The organism is Paenibacillus sp. T2-29 (genome assembly GCF_052921365.1).
In genome coordinates this window covers 35,862-56,462 of record NZ_JBREVE010000001.1, presented here as the reverse complement: position 1 = coordinate 56,462, position 20,601 = coordinate 35,862, and the positions used below count along the sequence as shown (strand labels likewise).

Annotated in this window: 36 protein-coding genes; all 36 read left to right on the top strand. The window is 34.3% G+C overall.

The window, feature by feature from the left end; translation table 11 throughout:
• The first annotated feature begins 6 nt into the window (after positions 1-6).
• The 36 genes from ACU1JV_RS00430 to ACU1JV_RS00255 all read left to right on the top strand — a co-directional run bounded on the left by ACU1JV_RS00430 (position 7) and on the right by ACU1JV_RS00255 (position 20,490).
• Complete coding sequence (locus tag ACU1JV_RS00430; protein WP_029517944.1) at positions 7-309, top strand: hypothetical protein; 303 nt, start codon at positions 7-9, stop codon at positions 307-309.
• A 14-nt stretch (positions 310-323) separates the two neighbouring features.
• The gene (locus tag ACU1JV_RS00425) at positions 324-713 is read left to right on the top strand and encodes a hypothetical protein (protein ID WP_029517943.1); all 390 of its coding nucleotides are present in this window, start codon (positions 324-326) and stop codon (positions 711-713) included.
• A 37-nt stretch (positions 714-750) separates the two neighbouring features.
• Entirely contained in the window at positions 751-936 is a 186-nt protein-coding gene (locus ACU1JV_RS00420; RefSeq protein WP_029517942.1) for a hypothetical protein, read from the top strand.
• A 37-nt stretch (positions 937-973) separates the two neighbouring features.
• Positions 974-1,546 carry a hypothetical protein gene (locus ACU1JV_RS00415; RefSeq protein WP_446724446.1) on the top strand — a complete coding sequence of 191 codons (573 nt, stop codon included), beginning with the start codon at positions 974-976 and terminating at the stop codon, positions 1,544-1,546.
• A 50-nt stretch (positions 1,547-1,596) separates the two neighbouring features.
• Positions 1,597-1,782 carry a hypothetical protein gene (locus tag ACU1JV_RS00410; protein ID WP_029517939.1) on the top strand — a complete coding sequence of 62 codons (186 nt, stop codon included), beginning with the start codon at positions 1,597-1,599 and terminating at the stop codon, positions 1,780-1,782.
• Between the two features lie 65 nt (positions 1,783-1,847).
• Positions 1,848-2,525, top strand: a complete 678-nt coding sequence (locus ACU1JV_RS00405) for a hypothetical protein (protein ID WP_446724445.1) — start codon at positions 1,848-1,850, stop codon at positions 2,523-2,525.
• A 493-nt stretch (positions 2,526-3,018) separates the two neighbouring features.
• Positions 3,019-4,527, top strand: a complete 1,509-nt coding sequence (locus tag ACU1JV_RS00400) for a DHH family phosphoesterase (RefSeq protein WP_446724444.1) — start codon at positions 3,019-3,021, stop codon at positions 4,525-4,527.
• A gap of 31 nt (positions 4,528-4,558) precedes the next feature.
• Complete coding sequence (locus ACU1JV_RS00395) at positions 4,559-4,780, top strand: hypothetical protein (RefSeq protein WP_446724442.1); 222 nt, start codon at positions 4,559-4,561, stop codon at positions 4,778-4,780.
• 310 nt (positions 4,781-5,090) lie between these two features.
• A complete protein-coding gene (locus ACU1JV_RS00390) occupies positions 5,091-5,324 on the top strand; it encodes a hypothetical protein (RefSeq protein ID WP_446724441.1) in 234 nt (77 codons plus the stop codon).
• 241 nt (positions 5,325-5,565) lie between these two features.
• The gene (locus tag ACU1JV_RS00385; RefSeq protein ID WP_446724440.1) at positions 5,566-5,925 is read left to right on the top strand and encodes a hypothetical protein; all 360 of its coding nucleotides are present in this window, start codon (positions 5,566-5,568) and stop codon (positions 5,923-5,925) included.
• Between the two features lie 35 nt (positions 5,926-5,960).
• Positions 5,961-6,386 carry a hypothetical protein gene (locus ACU1JV_RS00380; protein ID WP_413986362.1) on the top strand — a complete coding sequence of 142 codons (426 nt, stop codon included), beginning with the start codon at positions 5,961-5,963 and terminating at the stop codon, positions 6,384-6,386.
• A gap of 153 nt (positions 6,387-6,539) precedes the next feature.
• Positions 6,540-6,800 carry a hypothetical protein gene (locus ACU1JV_RS00375; RefSeq protein ID WP_413986361.1) on the top strand — a complete coding sequence of 87 codons (261 nt, stop codon included), beginning with the start codon at positions 6,540-6,542 and terminating at the stop codon, positions 6,798-6,800.
• Positions 6,801-6,834: 34 nt separating this feature from the next.
• Positions 6,835-7,161, top strand: a complete 327-nt coding sequence (locus tag ACU1JV_RS00370; RefSeq protein ID WP_413986360.1) for an NlpC/P60 family protein — start codon at positions 6,835-6,837, stop codon at positions 7,159-7,161.
• 27 nt (positions 7,162-7,188) lie between these two features.
• Positions 7,189-7,440 (top strand): hypothetical protein, encoded by a 252-nt coding sequence (locus ACU1JV_RS00365; protein ID WP_413986359.1) that lies wholly within the window; start codon positions 7,189-7,191, stop codon positions 7,438-7,440.
• A 34-nt stretch (positions 7,441-7,474) separates the two neighbouring features.
• Positions 7,475-7,882, top strand: a complete 408-nt coding sequence (locus tag ACU1JV_RS00360) for a hypothetical protein (protein WP_413986358.1) — start codon at positions 7,475-7,477, stop codon at positions 7,880-7,882.
• Between the two features lie 27 nt (positions 7,883-7,909).
• Positions 7,910-8,293 carry a hypothetical protein gene (locus tag ACU1JV_RS00355; protein WP_413986357.1) on the top strand — a complete coding sequence of 128 codons (384 nt, stop codon included), beginning with the start codon at positions 7,910-7,912 and terminating at the stop codon, positions 8,291-8,293.
• On the top strand, positions 8,294-8,617 hold the full coding sequence (locus ACU1JV_RS00350; RefSeq protein WP_413986356.1) for a hypothetical protein: 324 nt from the start codon (positions 8,294-8,296) through the stop codon (positions 8,615-8,617).
• A 68-nt stretch (positions 8,618-8,685) separates the two neighbouring features.
• Complete coding sequence (locus tag ACU1JV_RS00345; protein WP_446724438.1) at positions 8,686-9,006, top strand: hypothetical protein; 321 nt, start codon at positions 8,686-8,688, stop codon at positions 9,004-9,006.
• Positions 9,007-9,048: 42 nt separating this feature from the next.
• Entirely contained in the window at positions 9,049-9,444 is a 396-nt protein-coding gene (locus ACU1JV_RS00340; protein ID WP_446724437.1) for a hypothetical protein, read from the top strand.
• A gap of 29 nt (positions 9,445-9,473) precedes the next feature.
• Positions 9,474-9,644: a hypothetical protein gene (locus tag ACU1JV_RS00335; RefSeq protein WP_413986353.1), complete on the top strand. Its 171-nt coding sequence runs from the start codon at positions 9,474-9,476 to the stop codon at positions 9,642-9,644.
• Between the two features lie 87 nt (positions 9,645-9,731).
• The gene (locus ACU1JV_RS00330; protein ID WP_413986352.1) at positions 9,732-10,109 is read left to right on the top strand and encodes a hypothetical protein; all 378 of its coding nucleotides are present in this window, start codon (positions 9,732-9,734) and stop codon (positions 10,107-10,109) included.
• A gap of 165 nt (positions 10,110-10,274) precedes the next feature.
• Positions 10,275-10,478, top strand: coding sequence for a hypothetical protein (locus tag ACU1JV_RS00325; RefSeq protein WP_223821892.1), 204 nt, complete (start codon positions 10,275-10,277; stop codon positions 10,476-10,478).
• On the top strand, positions 10,462-10,683 hold the full coding sequence (locus ACU1JV_RS00320) for a hypothetical protein (RefSeq protein ID WP_029517927.1): 222 nt from the start codon (positions 10,462-10,464) through the stop codon (positions 10,681-10,683). The genes ACU1JV_RS00325 and ACU1JV_RS00320 overlap by 17 nt, the downstream gene beginning before the upstream one ends.
• Positions 10,684-10,699: 16 nt before the next feature.
• Positions 10,700-10,960 (top strand): hypothetical protein, encoded by a 261-nt coding sequence (locus ACU1JV_RS00315; protein ID WP_413986351.1) that lies wholly within the window; start codon positions 10,700-10,702, stop codon positions 10,958-10,960.
• A complete protein-coding gene (locus tag ACU1JV_RS00310) occupies positions 10,944-11,153 on the top strand; it encodes a hypothetical protein (RefSeq protein ID WP_446724436.1) in 210 nt (69 codons plus the stop codon). The genes ACU1JV_RS00315 and ACU1JV_RS00310 overlap by 17 nt, the downstream gene beginning before the upstream one ends.
• The gene (locus ACU1JV_RS00305) at positions 11,134-11,409 is read left to right on the top strand and encodes a hypothetical protein (protein WP_446724435.1); all 276 of its coding nucleotides are present in this window, start codon (positions 11,134-11,136) and stop codon (positions 11,407-11,409) included. Before ACU1JV_RS00310 ends, ACU1JV_RS00305 begins: the two co-directional genes overlap by 20 nt.
• A 58-nt stretch (positions 11,410-11,467) precedes the next feature.
• On the top strand, positions 11,468-12,085 hold the full coding sequence (locus ACU1JV_RS00300) for a hypothetical protein (RefSeq protein WP_446724434.1): 618 nt from the start codon (positions 11,468-11,470) through the stop codon (positions 12,083-12,085).
• Positions 12,085-14,040 (top strand): anaerobic ribonucleoside triphosphate reductase, encoded by a 1,956-nt coding sequence (locus ACU1JV_RS00295; protein WP_446724433.1) that lies wholly within the window; start codon positions 12,085-12,087, stop codon positions 14,038-14,040. Before ACU1JV_RS00300 ends, ACU1JV_RS00295 begins: the two co-directional genes overlap by 1 nt.
• 51 nt (positions 14,041-14,091) lie before the next feature.
• Positions 14,092-14,442, top strand: a complete 351-nt coding sequence (gene nrdI, locus ACU1JV_RS00290) for a class Ib ribonucleoside-diphosphate reductase assembly flavoprotein NrdI (protein ID WP_446724432.1) — start codon at positions 14,092-14,094, stop codon at positions 14,440-14,442.
• A complete protein-coding gene (nrdE, locus tag ACU1JV_RS00285) occupies positions 14,439-16,514 on the top strand; it encodes a class 1b ribonucleoside-diphosphate reductase subunit alpha (RefSeq protein ID WP_029517922.1) in 2,076 nt (691 codons plus the stop codon). The genes nrdI and nrdE overlap by 4 nt, the downstream gene beginning before the upstream one ends.
• A 20-nt stretch (positions 16,515-16,534) precedes the next feature.
• Positions 16,535-17,503: a class 1b ribonucleoside-diphosphate reductase subunit beta gene (nrdF, locus tag ACU1JV_RS00280; protein ID WP_446724431.1), complete on the top strand. Its 969-nt coding sequence runs from the start codon at positions 16,535-16,537 to the stop codon at positions 17,501-17,503.
• 36 nt (positions 17,504-17,539) lie between these two features.
• Positions 17,540-18,367 carry a hypothetical protein gene (locus tag ACU1JV_RS00275; RefSeq protein WP_446724430.1) on the top strand — a complete coding sequence of 276 codons (828 nt, stop codon included), beginning with the start codon at positions 17,540-17,542 and terminating at the stop codon, positions 18,365-18,367.
• A 62-nt stretch (positions 18,368-18,429) separates the two neighbouring features.
• Positions 18,430-19,113 (top strand): FAD-dependent thymidylate synthase, encoded by a 684-nt coding sequence (gene thyX, locus ACU1JV_RS00270; protein WP_326400907.1) that lies wholly within the window; start codon positions 18,430-18,432, stop codon positions 19,111-19,113.
• A 278-nt stretch (positions 19,114-19,391) separates the two neighbouring features.
• A complete protein-coding gene (locus ACU1JV_RS00265; RefSeq protein ID WP_413986342.1) occupies positions 19,392-19,754 on the top strand; it encodes a CPBP family intramembrane glutamic endopeptidase in 363 nt (120 codons plus the stop codon).
• 6 nt (positions 19,755-19,760) lie between these two features.
• The gene (locus tag ACU1JV_RS00260; RefSeq protein ID WP_029517918.1) at positions 19,761-19,991 is read left to right on the top strand and encodes a hypothetical protein; all 231 of its coding nucleotides are present in this window, start codon (positions 19,761-19,763) and stop codon (positions 19,989-19,991) included.
• A gap of 208 nt (positions 19,992-20,199) precedes the next feature.
• A complete protein-coding gene (locus tag ACU1JV_RS00255) occupies positions 20,200-20,490 on the top strand; it encodes a hypothetical protein (protein ID WP_446724429.1) in 291 nt (96 codons plus the stop codon).
• Positions 20,491-20,601: the final 111 nt, after the last annotated feature.

Genomic DNA, 20,601 nt, shown 5'->3' with positions numbered 1-20,601 from the left:
AGAACGTTGAATATTTTATTTATTGAAGACAGTGAAAAACTCAACATAATCAGACATTCTTTACCAAGCAAATCAATTACATGGACTCCAAGTGTAATTCTAATTGAACATCCAGATAAAGATCGGTACTATGTTTTGAAAAGTAGATATAGAGATACAGAGTTGTTAAATTTGTCAGAAGATTCATTTGAATACTTTAATGAGAGAAGAAGTTGGGATTCTGACAATAGTGACCTTGAACGAAAACATTTGATTTTTGATTCAAAAATGCTGGATGAGAGAGGCAGAGAAGCCCTAAATAGTTTGTAAAAGGAGCAATACATATGGAACAGTATCTGATTGATGAATATGGTGTAATTGAAGACGAAGTATATTTAACCAAAGAAAATGATATCGTAGAGCACTTTAAAGATATCGGTAGAGACTACTTAGATTGTGGACAAGGGTATTACGAGGATGAAGCGTCACTTATTTGTAAAGTAGCAGACAAATTTTATAGTGTTAATATTCATGCAGATATTGTAAGTGCCAAACAAGATGTTGGTGACAGATTGTATTGGGTTGATGAGATTTCAAGCGTCACATACGAAGAAATCGATAAGCCTTTACCAAAAGAAAAGACATTGGTAAATTATGCACTGATGTTGACCGAAGATCAAAAGCGTAGCCTAGAGCACATCATCAATGAATATAAGATTGAACAAATTAGTTAAAATAAATAAGGCAAATATATTAAAAGGGAGAATACATATGAACATTAGACAAGCTAAAGAAGTAGTTCTAGAAATGGAAAAAGCATTGCACAACCTACAAATTATCAGTTGGGATGAAGTTTTTGAGGACATTCCCGAAAGTGAGCAAATTGAAGACGATATTAATAGTGACCTTGGAAAACTTCGAGATGGTATTGAGGATCTAAAACAATTTTTCGAATAAAAATATACTTTTATCAATAAAAAGGAGAATAATACATATGACTAAAATTGCAATTGTAAAACATAATGGGAGTCCAACGCCATACGCATTCTACACTGATATTGAATTAAAAAAGGGTGATCTGGTAGTTTGTGATACCCAAAGAGGATATGAAACAGCCAAAGTGGTGAGTTGTAAGGAGCGCGCAGAGTGTAGTGCAACGAATTGGATTGTTTCCAAGGTGGACACCAAGAACCATACTGAACGAGTACAGAAAGAAAAACGGATTAGCTATTTAAAACAACAAATTGATATGAGAAGAAACGAATTTACTGATGAATATATTAATGAATTGATTTCTTTGAAGGATAAAGCGATGCATTCTCTGCTAAAAGAGCTTGATGAGTTAACAAACAAAAATAATACCAAGAGCGAAATTGAACTAAAAGATTCATTTTATTTTAAAAATCAGAATGGATTTGAATATTATGCTACTAAATTAGGAGATAAGTATTCTATTGTACACGTTGATACTTTAGATACCTATGAGATTAATGTAAATACAGTAAACAAATATATCTCTAATGGGGAATGGAGAATAATTAAGTATTATAAAATGGGTATCTTTTGAGGAGAGTGGGAGTAAAAACAAGATTTTATAAAAAGGAGTGATGGGTAACTATGAACAATGAAATGAGTATGACAATAGAAAGTATCTCAGTAATTGATAAGCAGATGAAAAAGATTGATAAAAAGATAAAAGAAGCCAGCAAAGGGTCAGTCGAATATGCTTTCTTGCTTAAAGAACAACTTAGATTGGCTCAAATGGAAATAAACATACTACGTCACAATATGAAAAATGGGTAAAACTACTATTTTATAAACGCTAGACGCAGCAATCGTCAGCTACACGCGACAGGAGGATAAATGAAATGAGTATATATGACGATCCAGCCGCCTATGCCCGTAAGGTGAGAATCACAGAACGGCTATCGCGCATTTGGTGCGAATATCAGGCAAAGATTTTGAAAGAACATGAAGCAGCTAAAAGATGTCCTTCCTGCGGCAAACATACTCTTGAGTACGAGGGTGGATCGTATGAAGAGTGTATACAACCATATATTTACTGTAGCAACGATGAGATTCTTGCTATTGATGAAGACGGAGTAGAATATTTTGCTGAATGTGATTTCTCAGCCGATTTTGACATTGAAAAGCACGAAGCGATACCCATTGATCACACATATGATCATATCTTAGCTATGAACTGTGGCACAATGAATGGCGTAAAAGAGTTTGGTGGGTTAAAAGCTTGGTTCGCATATGCCAAGCGCGATATTGAGAAGTTCGCGGGAGTGAATAGATTCGTAATTCAAGAAGCTGATACAGGAAGATATCTTTTACATGTAAAATCGGTTGTTGATCCTTATAAAAATGTTGAAACCACTGACAAAGCGACTGTATGGAGTTCATTGGAACACGTTTCCTATGTATTGTGGTGGTACGTGGATATGCACAGGGACTATCGAATTGTTAACTTGGATACGAAAGAAATCTTTATAAAGGATAAACAACGAGGAATTCCACATGTGATGACTATATCAAATTAAGGAGGTGTTTAGAATAGAAGCGTTAGATGTAATGCTAAATGGATATGGGATTGTTACAAAAAATAATGAGGGCAATTGGCGTGAATTTGGTTGTATTATGCTGGAGTTACAAGCTGCATGGAAGAATTTTAGCGATGTGCAGAAGGAAGAAATGTTGGAATACTTAGGACTAAACTAACCTGAACTGGAGTGATTGATATGGTGAATATCAAAATCGTAAATAAACAGACAGGAAGAGAAAATAGGTATCTCACTTATAGTTTTATGAAAGCAATTAACAATAACCTTAAAATTACACTACCTGAAAAATTCAAAATAAGTATTCAATAAAGAAGTATCAAGGAGTGATTAAATCATAGTCTGGAAGCAAAAGCAACCCAAAATTCCGTTTGAGTCTTATGACAATACATACAGTAAACTCGCTAAGATTAATGGAATTGAAGATATAGATCAATTTCTAAATCCACTCTCTAATGTTGTTCACAGTCCGTATTTGTTAAAGAACATTGATGCACTGGTGTCGAGGATTATTAAGGCAATCAAAAACAATGAAAAGATTATCATTTATGCTGACGTGGATTATGATGGCATTACTTCGGCAGTTATTCTATATAAATGGCTAATTAATTTCACTAACAATGTTTTCATTAAACATGTAGAGAGATCAGTCGGTCACGGTTCGGAGTATATAGTTGATAAAGTTGAAGATGATACAGATTTATACATAGCAGTGGACAGTAGTAGTAATGATGTAGAACCACTGAAGATGCTGGTAGATAAGGGTATTGATTGTCTAGTTATCGACCACCATACAGTCGACGTATACAATCCGTATTGCATCTTGGTTAATCCGCAACAACCAGAATGCAAGTATCCTAATAAAAATGCTTCAGGTGGACTTCTAGTGTTCAAGGTATGTCAAGTGTTAGATGACTATATGGACACATCATTTACCTTAGAACTAAGTGATTTACCGGGATTCGCTTTAATGGCAGATATGATGTCCATGATGGAAATGGAAAATAGGTATTATGCTAAGTTGTCACTTAAAGGATTGCGTCATGAAGGATTGAAGCTTCTGTTCGAGTCTATGAATTCTGACTTGAAGACTCTAACTTCAACAGATTTTCTTTATGGTGCAAGTCCTGCCGTTACTGCTGCAACAAGAGCTGATAATATGAAATTAGCTATAGACTTTTTAATGAGCGATACTATTTCTTCAGACACAAAAAAATATGTAAAAGAATTAATTAAGTTGAACGAAAACAGGAAGATAGTTCAATCTGAAGCGCTAGGAGCTATGAAAACTGGGTTGTGCGAAAGCGATAAAGTAATAATTGTTTTTGATCCCACTCTAGGCAGAGGGATAAACGGATTAGTGGCACAAGAAATTTCAAAAAAATATAGTAGGCCAGCAATCGTGCTTGGTTTTGGAAATAACAAAGATACATATTCAGGTAGCTTTAGAGGACTGGATGACTTTTCAATGTTAGAGTTACTGAGTAGATGTGAGAATACTACATATGCAGCAGGACATGACGGTGCTGGTGGTGTAGGAGTGTTAGTGACCCATCTTGAATTACTGCGTCAGGAACTAAATTCTAAATTAAGAGATTTCGTACCAGACAGCACAATGTATTATGATTTAGAGTTTAGTGCGAACGATGTAGATGAAAGATTCATCAACCATTTAATAGAGTTCTATCGCTACTCAGGAAACAACTTTAAGCCGGGAACATTTCTAATTAAAGACCTATTTATTTCAGACAAGAAACTAATGGGCAAAGCGAATAATACAGTTAAGATTGATTGTGGAAAGCTACAATTAATGAAGTTCAAAACAGGCGAAGAGTATTATGAGAAAGTGCCCGTGTTCACCGAGATCGAAGCATTAGGTTCATTGAATGTGAATATTTGGACTCAATATAGGCCAAAGAAGAAAGTCATTAAAACTTGCCAACTGTTCATTGAAGATTATAAAGAAGTAAATCTGACAAAATAAAAATACATATAAGAACGGAGAAAATATACATATGAAATTTTACGGAATCGCAGTAAACACACAAAACAAAAACGTGGTAATCAACAATCTACCAACTGACTATCTTGGAGCAGTAAAAGAGGCAAAACGAATCGCGACTAAAGAAGGATTGAAGTTTCAATTTGTTAAACCAGCCGCAAATGGACAAAAAGAAGGGTCAACACTCACGAAGTTTGCAAAAGTTCGCAAGGCTCGTAAGTCTGTAAAACGGTGATTTTATGAGAATCAAAGTGTCTGATCATGCGAAAATAAGATGTGAACAAAGTAACATTGGAGTAGGTCGCCTCATCAAAGAGGTGGCTTCCATTCCTAATATTGTGGGAAAGATTAGTTGGAAGACTAAGTTTGGAGTCATAATTGTGGAAAGAGTTAACGAAGGATTATTGCTCATCAAAACGTTTATTGCTCGGTTTAAATATAGAGGCAAACAATATCATAAAGGCTGTAGAACAATTTAAAGGGTGAAGAATTGTGAGCAAAATTACGATCAAATACAAGTTTGACAAGAAAGGGAGCATATATAAATGGAACTAATTATTTATGTAAATGACGAGTTTGAAGATGAGAAGGCGCTGTTTGATCTTAAGTCAAAGAAGGTTTTAGTAAAAGGAGACCAATATCATGACAGTATCAGAGGTAAAATTGAAGGATATTTGGAAGCTCTGAATGACTTTGAGATTTACTGTGATGAAGTTGAAGATAAATGGATTGACTGTAACCATGAACACTTTAATCTTGTTGGTTTTTATTCAGAATAAAATAGTGGTTTTATAAGAATAAGGAGTGGAGAATATGATTGTCAGTGAACCAGTAAAAGCAGAAGTTGAGATTGAGGATTTATCAACGGGCTGTTCTTACATATACAAAGGTAATTCCATAAAAGATTGTGTAGAATACTTTCTTTCGTTGTTTATAGGGAAAAGACCTTATAAGGTAATACATGTTAGCGCACGATGAATTTAGATAATTGGATTTAATATAGATATTGGAGGCCAATAAATGAAAAAGATTGAACGACAGCAAGAAGATTTTAAACATCTTCTCAAGTTAATTGAGGAGAATCCTGAACTTGAAATCATGGCAATGGTTGATTCTGAAATTGTCTCTGATGATGGACGACATATGTGGTGGGTTGGAGGTTGGGGGGCTGCATCAGTAGAAGAAGTTTGGAGTAACGATGAAAGAATGTATATTCTCTCTGAGGACGAAGAAGGACTTATTGGTGAAGTATGCGACAACATTTGCGATGAACCAAACTATACTCTTCTCACAGATGATGAATTAGAACAGGCAGCAAAGGAAATTATTGCAGGTTATGGTTGGAAGAAAGTAATCGCAGTCAAAATTAATACTCCATAAAATAATGCTTTTACTAAAAAGGAGAGTGAAAATGTTTGATGAGTACCGATCTAGTCCGACAACTCAGTATAAAGCAATTAGAGAAACTTACTGAAGACATAAAACAAGAAATAGAAACGCGTAAAAAGAATCAAGCTCTTGAGCAATGTGGATGGTATAAGCACACTGCTCTACAGTCAGCAGATGTTGATAATTTCGTAAGAGTAGAGGATCTATATGAAATAGGATTCTTAAGGTGGTTTTCTCAACACAAGTTACAACATAAAATTGATTTAGATAAATATAAATACATATTTAGAATTACAGATGAGAATTTAATTGATGCTGACTTAGATGTTTATGCATTTAGTAGTTATGCTCACGGCTGGCTTTTCCCAGCATTTGAAGAATGTCCAACAGTACAAATCTCGGAAGAAGGAAGAAGTTATTTATTAAAAGAGTTTTCAGAGTTTAGATTTTGAATATTGATAAACTGGGCAATGCGATCAACTAGGAGTGTTGGCTTATGCTGAGATGGAAAATACAACGATAGTGGGGATTGCACATGACTAGCAAGTGAAAAAATCTCGATTTGGGTGAGGTTAGTCAATACACATATAATGGAGGATGTCAATTTGAAAAGAATTCTTTCTATCGTATTCATTTTATTGGGGATTGTGTCGGTAGTATATGTAGGATTCTATATTATGTTTGTCGGAGGAATAGTAGGACTAATTAATGCCGTAAGAGCCACAACAGTTGATTCATATATCATCACTATTAATATTGTTAAAATTCTCTTTGCTGGCTTTGTTGGATATAGCATTTTTTATTTATCTGCGTTTATATCGACGTTTATTCTTGGTAGAAAGTTAAGAAGAAGATCAAGCAAGTAAAAGATATATTTTACGGAGAAAAGGAGAATGGACCATGACAAGTACATACGATTACTCTGTTTGTCAGGTGATTAAGAAGAACAATGAACTTATGTCTGAAATTCTTAGGGATGAATATGGAACAAATCTAAACATCGAGTCCGTGTGGAATGAATGGGAAGCAATTGAAAAGCATGAGATCAGACGAGGAGATGTGATGTTTTTTGGGTTTGATTTCCCTTGCGAACTCTATGTTGGGATAAGTCAATCAAATGAAAAGTTTATTCACTTCACAAAATACGGAATGACCGAATCTAGCCTTAAGAATGATGGATGGGGCTATCGACTTATAGGAACTCGAAGAGCAACTCAATCAAAGTGAGATTTTACTAGGAAAGAAGGAAGTATTTTGAACAATGAACATAGCGATGATGGCTTTATTAAAAAATATTGGAGCAGAAGGATATACGATGAAATTCTGTCGTATCCCGAAAATATGTATGAAAAATTGAGTTTTGATATTAAGGATATGCATACCAAAGGTAAAAGGTTAGATTTGGACATTAAATTATCAATACAGTTTGGGGATGACTGCAAAATAGATGATATTGATAATACCATGACAAAAATAACAAAAACACTAGAATTATTGATTAAGTAAAAGGCGTATTTTACATAGACAAAGGAGCAGAGAAATGAATCTGTATAAAATTATGTTTGAGCATTTTTCACAGAAAGATAGTCAAAAGGGTATTCTCACTTATCTTGTTGCGGATTCAGACAGCGAAGTGTACGAATGGATAAAATCAGAACCATCGTCTGAGATTTGGGGCAGTATATTCAATAGCTACAAATACAAAGAAAAAGACAAAGAAGTATTTGATGTTTACGACAACAACTATAACTGTGTAAGCCAAGAGGGTTTCAGAGATAGAATGATTAGATTGCATGGAGATATGTTTGATGAGGATGTCGAGTTGTGTGATTTATACTATGGAGTAACACTCTATGGATGGACTTTAGTAAAAGAAAATGTAGGGTATGATGTATTGCAAGCTGCCAAAGAAACAGGTATTAATATTGAAGTTTGTTTAAGCAATTAATTTAAAATACAAATCAAAGGAGTAACAATGGAGAATAAATATCTTTATAAGTTCAATTGGGATTGTGGTCGTCAAGGTGAAGTCGAGGGGTTGTTTGTTGCCACGAGAAAAGAGGTGGATTATGCAATAGGAAAAGAGGTTTACTTTGGTGAAATTCTTGGTAAACACAGTGAAGTTTATGGAACAATTGAAGAAGGGGAAATTGAAAAGATCGATATTGATCCATCTGCTGTCGAACAGGTAGCAAAACATCTGGGTCGAACGTGGTCAGGTTATAATCCACTCCATTACATCAGATATGAATGTAAAGTTTGTGGAGACAGACTTAACGGAGAGGAAATGTACTCCATTGAAGAAGATAATACGATATGTGATTATTGTCATCGAGATAAAAAAGAAGGTGATGAATAAGTGATTTTTGAGGAATTAAAAAATACAATAATTTGCTTACAAGAAGTTGTGGATTCGCTTAATGCAGAGATAGAAGAGAATTTCGATCCAAGTGAATGGTCTGGAGGTAACTTTGACGATTGTTATGAATTGGGACATTCACACGGCAAAAAGGTTGGCAGATTGGCAGCGTATAAAGAATTTCTACAAATGTATGAACAGCACCAACAGCAAGAAGCGAAGCAAAAGTGGGAAGATTGGGGCAGGAATAAGAAAACTCTAGACAAAGAAATTGAGGTTCTTATGGAATCAACACAACAGGTACTGAGAGGAAAAATAAATTAAGGGTTCTTTGTATTGCGTAGGATATAAAAGCTGCATTTTAAAATAATTATAAAATTGGAGGAATATGAATGACAGAGTATGAACTGGTAGTTCCAAAAATGGAGGAGTACAACAAGTTTATTGTAACCGTTGTTGCAGATTCAAATGACGGAGACTATATTACGACTATCAATACATATACAAAACCATATTTTGAAGAGGCAATTGTACGTGATTTGATTGACTTAATTAATAATTACAGTGGACACCATGAATTAGAAAAATATGATGGAGAATTTGAAGATTTAACCTTTAATCCTCACGATGATTACGGGCGATGTCATACATTAATATCTGTAAACATTCGCTTTATTGATAATAAAGGTTTTACGTGGAATGTGAAATTGTAAGAGAGTAAAAGTCAAATTTTATTAGGGAAGATGGAGGTACATATGATTATTGAAAAATTAACTATCACACAACTTGAGGATTTAGTTGCAGAGGCCAAAAAGCAAATTGAAAAAATTCGAATCGATACCGAATTAGCTAGATGTGGTTACATTCCAGAAGAGCAACATCTCACAATCGTACAAGATCCTTATGAAATTAATTTTTTGCGATGGTTTTCTCAAATTAAGCTGTCCAAGAAGATTGATTTGAATAAATATAATACAATTTTGAAAATATCAAAGGGATTTAAAATTACAGAGGATAAGGATTTGGTTTATTATATGTTTGGAGATTCACATCCCTATGGAATTTCAGTTGAGAGTTATCCAGCAATTCAAATTTCTGATACGGGACGAAACTATTTGTTAAATGAATATAATACATATGAATATAAATAAAATTACATTTGATAAGAGGAGTGAATAAAATGATCAAATTTGAAATTCCAACATACTATGGAGTCACTATTTCTTTTTACGAGGAAGGAAGCAAATATTATATGCAATATAATGAATGGTCTTCGGAAAGAGCAGAAATAAGCAAAAAGTTTTATGATGCTGCGACAGAAGAATTCAATGTTGAAAAAGAGTGGGAATAAGTATATAGCAGTAATTATCAACATTGAAAATCTACAATTAATGAAAAGTCTTTAAAATTACCTTTAAAAACAGAACAAGAATGGGAGATGTTTACTATAAACTATGGTCAACAAGTGTGGGGAACGATTGAAATCAATACATCGATTCCCATCACAAGCAGTAACAACGAATTTACATTTGCAATTGATGGAAAGACTTACACACTAACAATTCCAGTCGGCATATACAAAACAGTTAGAGAACAACACATTTCTGAGCTTGTTTCTACACTGAATACTCTAACTAGTGATCTAAATGTGCCAGTAGAGTTTAAATTGGGTGGAATGCATTACGACCAAAGATATAATGTCGTTGTAATTGAACATAATGACAAGTCTACGGGTCATGTAATTGATGGTTTTGGTGGTACAGCTAAAGACTTAATCTTTGGTGAAGCTAAATTTAACCTATCACCAAGAGATTGAAAATAAACAGTTGACTTAGGTTATATAAACAAATATAATGATATTATAAATAAAAAATAAGGTGATTATCGCATAGATTATATTTACTACTGGTGTGCAACAGAAAACTGCTCTTTATTATTCATACTAAGATGATAATTTCGCATTGAAAGCGAGGACTCAATTATGAGCCAAGAGACAAATAAGTTGCTTGTAAATGTTGCACTGTTAAAAGAGTCATTGGAAAGATTGAATAGAAATCTGGATTTACAAACAGAAGCCAGAATTAGACTGGAGAAGGCTCAAAGAGACAAAATAGACTTTATTAATGAAAGATTGGGACATATCAACATACAGAAGTGGAAGAAAGCAAATGACCGTAAGTTTTGAATTAGCCGAACATCTGATTAACTGTTTTTTGGATGACGTTGGCACAGAAAGCGAAAGAAAGCTACACGAAGACAACTACATAAAGAAAAAACTTAAAAAACACTTAGGCGATAAAAATTTTGATAAGTACGATGCATTGAAAGAACATGTATGGAAAGATGCATGGAGAGAATTTGATAAAGTAGCATCAAACAAAAATACATAAAAGAGGACAACTTAATATGAACTATGAGCTGAAGAGGTTTATTGTTGAGGATATGTTACCTCGTGAAGTCGAAGCTTTGACTATTGCCGCTGATTCATTGTATCTCAAGAGAGATAAGGATAGGGAGTATTTAGATGACTGGTGGCTAGTGGTTAGAGCATTACTAGGAGAAAGAGTAGAAGAATTTAGAAACTGTCGGATTGTAAATGAATTGTATAATTATTTAAATCATAGACAGAAAAATGAGGAGGCAAGGAAACATGAATTATGGTATTAGAGATATCATTGAGCTGCATGTGTTTGATGAAACAGGAAAATTTGTTTCAACTATCAGTACCTTAAAAAAAGGGAGCATAAGTGTAGCAAATAGAACGATCAGAGTAAAAGACGCACTCTTGAATGGCGACATGCTCAAGTTTCTAAATAAATCGGAAAACACATTGTCAGATTATGATAAGTTCTTTATTTAGTAAAACTCAAAATAGCGAAACCATAGTTTTTAACCGTAGAGTTGTTAATTGCAAACTTATAGCTGAAGGCTTTTATAGAAAACAAGAAAATCAAAAAGATGTATTAGTACAATATGAAATGCCAAAGTGCAGTATTGTAAGTGCTTATAACTTCAACCATTCTTATATGGGCGATGCAGATGATTTTGATTATGTATTTGAAATCAAGGAATTCAATGAAGAAGGCGATTTATTCAAGCTTCATATCGAAAAGTAATACATAGCAATTTAGATAAAACAGTTCTTTTACGTAGACATAATGAGGAGGTAGGAAGTTGGGTAATATTAGTATTGAAATAAGAGATAGTAAAGTATTTATGAAAACGAATGAACCAATGTTTAACTTGAGATATGCTTATAGAGAACATAGTAAAGATGAATATCGTATTAAAATTGATACTGAATTTAAAGAGCATAGCGTAGAAGACTTAAAGAAACTATATGAAATTCAGGTTGAAAATTATATGTCGTGTAAGTTGGACTCTATTAATGATGAAAAGAGTTTGATGCTTTCTGCGACTATTTTGAAAATACAGAAGTTTCTTATTCAAATTTTAGATGAAACTTCTTTTGATTTGTATAATAAAGATGTTATTGAGTACTTTTTGAAATATAATTCATGCAAAAAACTATACGAAGTCAACAAAGAAGAAATACTAAAACTGGAACAAGAGTGCGATACAATTAAAAACACAATTGAGTCAATAAAAAGCGGTAGATTGATAGATGAATTTAAAGGTGTTTTTTTAATGTCTTTCAATTCTAGCGTTGAGGAACTTGAAAAGGATATAAAGAGTATTTATAAGGTAATAAATAGATATCATACATTTATTGAAATTTCTAATAATTTTAACAATGTAGTTGAGCAAGACTATAAACAGATTTTACTGTAATGGAGATGATAAATACGCAACAATATAATGATACCGAATTGCATAACATTGGAGAAGGAATTATTTCAGGCAAAAATGAAGACATAACGAAAGAGAACGCAAATCTCAACGGTGAATCATATAGTGGAAAAATGAACAGATTTGGTTCAGAATTTAGCAAACTATATGCCCGGAATGTTGTGTTGCCTGAAAGACTGGCAAAGGCAATAGATGAAGGATATGTTTATGTACATGATTTAGACCACTATGCAATTGGGACACACAACTGTTTGTTCATCCCCTTTGACAAGCTACTCGCAAATGGATTTGAAGTTAGTGATAAAGGTTCTGTAAGATCACCAAATTCAATTATGACTGCAATGGCACAAGCAGCTATTATTTTTCAATGCCAACAAAACAGTCAGTATGGAGGCTGTGGAGCTTCAAAGTTTGACTGGGATTTAGCACCATATGTAACTAAGTCATTCAAAAAGCACTTTAAAAAAGGACAAAAGTACTTTAATGAGTTTTATTCAGAAGTTGAAGATGACCACCTATATATAGACAATGTAGAACTTAGCAAGGTGTTTCCGAAATCTTATACATATGCAACCGAAGAAACTAAAATTGAAACATATCAAGCATCTGAGAGTTTGATTCATAATCTTAATACAATGGCGTCTCGTGCTGGAGGACAAGTGCCGTTTACCAGTGTAACCTTTGGTCTTTGCACATCGACTGAGGGAAGGTTGATCTCAGATTCATTATTAACAGCATCAATCAATGGATTAGGACACTCAGAAACAGCCATATTTCCTCAATTAATTTTTCAGTGTAAAAAAGGAATTAACCAATATGAATCTGATCCTAATTATGACTTATTCATGAAAGCACTTGAATGTTCAAGTAAACGTCTTTTCCCGAATTTCGTTAACGTAGATGCTGATTTCAATCTTCAATATTACGACCCAGATAAACCAGATACAGCAATCGCAACAATGGGTTGCAGAACCCGTGTAATATCAAACCGTTTTGGTGAACCTTCTCAGTCTGGTCGAGGGAATCTATCTTTTAACTCTGTTAACCTTACGAAACTTGGAATTGAGTATGGAATAGTTAATGGTCGTAAAGAAAGAGATATTGATGGATTTATGGACAAGCTAGATGAAGTTCTTGATGTAGCTCTCGAAGGTTTAGTTCATCGTTACAATATTCAATGTGAGCAACCTGCGAAGGCAAGTGACTTTATGATGCAAAATGGTTCTTGGATTGGCGGTGAGAAGCTAAAGCCCAATGATAAAATTGGTGACTTGCTTCGTGTGGGTTCAATTAGTATTGGATTTGTAGGATTAGCTGAATGTCTTAAGGCGCTATTTGGAGTCCATCACGGTGAGAGTCCAAATGCATGGAAAGCAGGATATAGCATCATTTCTTACATCAAGAATTATTGTGATAAGAAATCTGATGAATATGATATGAATATCACATGCTTCGCTACTCCAGCAGAAAGCCTAGCAGGTAAGTTTGCAAAATTACTTCAAGATCAATATGGAAAAATTGAGGGTGTAACGGATAGAGACTATCTAACAAACTCTTTTCATGTGCCAGTCTATTATGAGATTAAAGCATACGAAAAAATTGAACGCGAAGCTCCTTTCCACAAATTAACTAATGCAGGACACATTTCTTATGTTGAACTTGATGGAAACGCGAGGAACAACCTGCAAGCATTTAAGAGAATTGTTCAATATGCACTAAGTAAAAACATGGGTTATTTCAGCGTCAATCATCCTATAGACAAATGTTTATCTTGTAATTTTGATGGAGTGATAAATAAAGAATGTCCTATTTGTGGAGAGAGTGATGAAGAAAATATCTCACGGATTCGTAGGGTTACAGGATATTTAGTCGGTAATCTGAATCGTTTCAATTCTGCAAAGAGAGCAGAAGAAAAAGATAGACTAAAACATAAGTAAATTGCATGGGTGGGCGGCAGGGCATAGGGAGGTTGAAATGCGAGAGATCAAATGTTGATTGTATATGATTCACTTACGGGCAACGTAGAACGGTTTGTAAAGAAATTAGGAATGAGAAATATTAAGATCAATGATGGATTACTCGTTGATGAACCTTTCGTTTTAGTTACGTATACAACTGGATTTGGAGAAGTACCCAAAAGAGTTGCAGAGTTTGTTAAAAATAATGAGTATTATATGAAGGGCGTTATATCTAGTGGTAACCGTAACTGGGGACTTAAGTTTGGTAGAGCAGCAGAAATTATATCGCATGAATATTGTATTCCTTTGATTCACAAATTTGAACTCTCAGGCAACCAAATGGACATTGAAATTATAAACGAAAGGATTAAAAATATTTGAAATACTTAGAATTGAACAACCTAATCATGAAGAAAAAAGACGGATTTTTTGACCTTGAAAAAGATTTAGAAGCAATCAAAGAGTTTGAAAAAGAAGTCATTAAAAATACAATACATTTTAATAATAACGAAGAACGAATGAAGCATCTAATTGAAAATGACTATTACATAGATTTTTACGAGTTTTATAGCAAGGAAGAAGTAAGTAAGTTGCATGAAATTGCTTATAGCTACAAGTTTAAATTTGCTTCATATATGGCTATTCAAAAGTTTTATAACGATTATGCATTGAAAACGAACGATAAAAACAGTTATCTTGAGGACATCGAACAACACAATTGTGTGGTCGCAATGTATTTGGCACAAGGACATTATGGAGTGGCAGTGAACATTCTAAAAGGATTAATGGAGCAACGAATTCAACCCAGCACTCCTACATATTTGAATGCTGGACGTAGCAGAAGAGGAGAAATGGTGTCTTGTTTTTTGCTTGAGATGGATGATTCTTTAAACTCCATTAACTATGTACTTAATACTTGTATGCAGCTCTCTAAGATAGGTGGAGGTGTTGCAGTAAACCTTTCTAAGTTGCGTGGACGAGGCGAACCAATTAAAGGAGTTGAGGGGGCTGCTAAAGGAATAAGTCCTGTTTTGAAGCTTATGGAAGATGCTTTTTCCTATGCTGATCAAATGGGGCAACGCAAAGGCTCAGGAGCTGGATACTATAATATCTTTGGATGGGATGTTCAAGAATTCTTAGACAGTAAAAAAATTAATGCCGATGAAAAGTCCCGACTTAAGACACTCTCTATCGGTCTCATAGTGCCTCAAAAATTTTATGAACTTGCCGAACAAGATAAACCTTTATATGTATTTGCACCATATTCAGTATACAAAGCTTATGGAATTCATCTTGATGACATGAATATGGACGAGATGTATGAAGAACTGCTGAAGAACGAAGCAGTTAAAAAGAAGCGCCTAGATGCAAGAGATATGATTACTAAAATTGCTGTATCGCAACTTGAATCTGGCTATCCATACATTGTAAATAGAGATAACGCTAATAGTACACATGCTTTAAAAGGAATTGGAAATATTAAGATGTCAAATCTATGTACTGAAATTTTTCAGCTACAAGAAACTTCAGAAATTAACGATTATGGACAAGACGACATAATCCGTAAGGACATTAGCTGCAATTTGGCTTCATTGAACATTGTGAACGTTATGGAATCTAAAAACATCAAGGAATCTGTATTCACAGGAATTTATGCAATCGACTCTGTGTCAAGATTGACCAACATCGGTAATGCTCCCGGTGTGAAATTAGCCAATGATGAGTTGCATTCAATTGGACTTGGAGCAATGAACCTGCATGGGTTTTTAGCGAAAAACCGTATTGCCTATGAAAGTAATGAAGCCATTGAATTCGTTAGAGCGTTTTTTGCTGCTATGAATTTTCACTCTCTTGAAGCAAGTATGGAACTTTCTAAGAAGTATGGCTCATTTAAAGGGTTTGGACTTTCCGAATATGCAAATGGAAATTACTTTACAGTGTACGAAAAAGAAGACTTCAATCCAGTCAGTGATAAGATCAAAAAGCTATTTGAAGGGATTAATCTTCCATCTAAAAAAGATTGGACGAAACTAAAAGCGCAAGTTGCTGAATTTGGTTTGGCTAATGCATACAGACTCACAATTGCTCCAACGCAATCTATAAGCTATGTGCAAAATTCAACTTCAAGTGTTATGCCAATCGTTGAACCAATTGAAACTAGAACTTACGCTAATTCAACAACGTATTATCCTATGCCGTTTTTGGCACGAGACAACTTCTTCTTTTATAAATCAGCATACAATATGGATATGTTCAAGATGATTGATTTGATCTCAGAAATTCAGAGACATATCGATCAAGGTGTATCAACAATCTTGTATGTAAACAGTGATGTGTCCACCAAAGAATTGGGAAGATACTATGTGTATGCTAATAAAAAAGGTCTCAAATCTTTGTACTATACACGTACTAAAAAATTATCTGTAGAAGAATGTACAAGCTGTGCTATTTAAACGAACAGGAGAGTAACTAGATGACATTAAAAGCTGTAAATTGGAACAGAGAAGACGATGGGTTTACTCAGACATTTTGGAAGCAGAATATTGAACAATTTTGGACAGATGATGAGATTCCACTATCCGATGACAAAATGAGCTGGGTTGATTTAATGCCGACTGAACAAGATGTATATAAAAGGGTGTTGGGTGGTTTGACGTTGCTTGATACTCTTCAGGGAGGGGTAGGAATGCCCCAAATTTTAGAGCGAGTCGAAGGACTTCAACGAAAAGCAGTATTTGGTTTTATGGGTATGATGGAGCAAATTCATGCCAAATCATACAGCAGTATCTTTACCACACTGGCTACCACTGAAGAAATTGATGAAATTTTTGAATGGGTGGAACAAAATAAACATCTTCAACAAAAGGCTAAAACAATACAGCAATACTACATTAATATTAGAACCAAAAGAGATTTTTATATGGCAATGGCTGCTTCTGTTCTTTTGGAAAGCTATTTGTTTTACAGTGGATTCTTTTATCCTCTGTACTTAGCTGGACAAGGTAAATTAACAGCCAGCGGAGAAATCATTGATCTTATTTTGCGTGACGAAGCCATTCACGGCCTATACACAGGCTTAATCGCTCAAGAAGTGTACGAATCCATGAATAAACGTGACAAGGATCGAGTAAGGGAGGAAGTGCTTGATCTCGTTGCCGAACTATACAAAAATGAAGCGGAATATACTGACGAGTTATATACCGTCATTGGTCTTGAAGAGGAAGTTAAAAAGTATGTACGTTATAATGCGAATCGTGCCTTGCAGAATCTAGGCTTTGATAATTACTTTCCAGTAGAAGATATTAATCCAATTGTACAGAATGGTATCAGTACGAATACAAAGCAGCATGACTTCTTTTCGAAAAAAGGGAATGGCTATGTCAGAACAACAAATATTGAAAGAATGACAGACGCAGATTTCAAGTTTGATTTTAATAAGTAGAATTAAAAAAAATATATAAGGGAGCAATTAATACATATGACAACTAAAAATAGCCAACAAGTAAAACAACCATTTTACGCAATTAATGAGACAGTATACATCAAGCCACTGAAGGTGAAAGGTGTTGTTAAGGGACATCTGGACGGTTTGACAGTGGTAACATACTATATCAATAACAAGAGACGGACAAACAAGTTTGACGTTTCCTTACTACGCCGTTACAAAGAAAAAATTACCAAGTCAATTAGTATGCCAAAATTATTCAAAGGTGAACTTGTCCTTAACAAAAAAGATACAGAAACAATTGCTAAAATTAGTGAAATTTTAAAATCTTCAATTAAAAATTACAAAGTACCTGAAGCCAATTCCGATTTCTTCAAGGTTCGCGAGTTTCAAAAGGCATTTAATTGCCCTGCTCCAGATGTGCCAACTATCCTGTCAGATAAATTGGCAATCAATCGTGCCTCTTTTATTCTTGAGGAAGTGATTGAGTTGTTGTATGCTACTGCTGGTAACAAAGAGAGATTCGATAAGTTTTTTGCTGAATTAGTCCTGAACGCCGAGAAAACCTACGATAAACAACTCACTAAGCCTTTCCCTGAAGATAATCTAATTGGGCAAATTGACGCTCTTATTGATATCAAGTATTTTGCTGAAGGTGGACTTGTTGAGGCTTCTGTTGTTCCTGATAGAATTTTTGATTTAGTTCATCAGGCAAACATGTCCAAGATTTTCCCTGATGGTGAGCCACACTATAATGAAGTAGGTAAGGTAATCAAGCCTGAAGGATGGGAAGCTCCAGAACCTAAAATTGAAGAAGAAGTCAAACGACAAATTAAGCTTGGAACAAAACGGTTTAACTAGTTATAATCTTGGGCGGTGGTAATTCCACTGCCTTTATAATTGATCTAAAGGAGAATTTAAATATGAATAAAATCGATGTGCTAGACAAGGGTTATGTAAGATTAGTAGATGTAATGGGTTCGGATCTAACAGTGGCTAATGCTGCTCGTGTATCCTATGCAAAAGAGTCAAAAGAATTAACTGAAAAGGATATTAAGCTAATTAAATTTCTAGCGCGAGAAGATCATACCAGCCCTTTTAGACATGCATTTCTCCAGTTTGAAGTATATGCACCTCTTATGGTAGCTCGACAATGGTGGAAATATATCGTTGGCTCTGACCATACAATGGACGCATGGAACGAGTCTAGTCGCCGTTACATCACTGAAGAACCGAACTTTCATGTACCAGCATTTAATGAGTGGCGTTCTAAACCTGAAAACTCAAAGCAAGGCAGCGGAGATATTGTTAAATTTGAGCTTGGCGAAGAAGCTACATATCGACTTATTAAAACCATTGAGGATGCAGAAAGTAATTATGAGTGGGCCATTGAAAAAGGGATCTGTGCAGAACAAGCAAGACTGTTTCTCCCAGCGTATGGTATGTATGTGCGTTGGTATTGGTCTACATCTCTCCAAGGAGTTTGCCATTTCCTAAACCAGAGACTTGAACATGATGCTCAAAAGGAAATCCAAGAATACGCAAAAGCAGTTATCGAATTGGCTAAAGAAAGATTCCCTGTTAGTATCGATGAATTAAATAAATAAAAACAATGAAATAGATATATACAAATATAATCACATATGATATCATGAGTACAGGTTAAACGAAGCCTGTACTTTTTTTATTAGGAGGTGGTTGAAATGAAAAACATCCACAACAAAGGGAGTGACGATATACGTTTTCCCTCATTATAAACATAGCACCAACGATAATCTTATGTTTAATACTGAAATACTGTAAGTATTGGTTCAGAGAAGATTACAAACAACTCAATACTAAAATAAACAGAGAATCAATATTTAATTCATTCTGTTTCGCCATTATGGGATTCTCTGCTCTAACCAAACTATCATCTTTGTTTATTATTCAGCAGCCATTAACACATCTTCAAACACCAATTATGTACATATACGCAATAATCTTTAGTCCTGTCATTGAAGAATTAATTTGTAGAAAGTATTTATTTGCGAAACTACACAAGAAATATAACTTTTGGGTCGCTTCAATTATAAGCTCTATACTATTTGCAATACCACACTGGAATCTAGTTGGTTTCCTTGGATACGTTTTTATAGGGATAGTTTGGAGTCACTATTACAATAAGACAAATAACATACTGGTTCCTATTTGCAGCCACCTGTTGTTCAATTACTTCGTCATTTTATTTATGTCACTGAGAGGATGAAAGAACATGCAATTAAGTCATGAAGCACAAACTCTGTTGGATATATGTTGGGTTGATGGTGACCCTAGATCAACAACATTTATTATTGGAGAGAAGACTAATTTTAAAGGCACAGAGTTTAAGCCTAACGAAGAAACCTATAATGAATTATTGGAATATCAATCCAGCTCTCCAAGGCCATATAAAATTGAGAAGTTTGGCAAGTTCGTTAATCTAACGGGAAGGAAGGTGAAATAATTTTGTTCAATTCGATTATACATAAATTATTTTGGAGTAGAGCATTTGATGAAGTTAGAGAAGGACATAGAAAGATGTGCTACGAATTGGGTGTAAAAGATGGCAGAGATCAAGTAAATAAAAATAATCAATTATATAAAGAGTTCTCGAACAATACATATGTTGACGAATGGCATTTACAATAATAATACATAGGAGATGAATTGGAATGAAAGTAAGCAACAAAGTTATTGATAAGTACAAAGAACTTTGTCCACATAGTTATCTCAAGTGCGACTCCATTACAGATGTAGAATTTAAAATTAAGCGAGCAATCGTACTAGGATGTCAAATCAAACAAGATGAAAATGGAGAGAAATTAATTCAATACTACTATAATTGTTTTGTGGTCAAAGATAATAATGTTATTGATATGTTCAAAAATATGAATGAATACATAGAAGTTCGTGAGAAAGTTAAAAATGCATACAATAAACTTGAGGGGAAACTATTGGTTTGAATCTTCGTAAAAGCCGTCTTTTATCAAGATAAATAATACATATAACAATGTATTGAGAACACTAACTTATACATATAAAAATTAAATACAACATATTGGAGGATAAATATT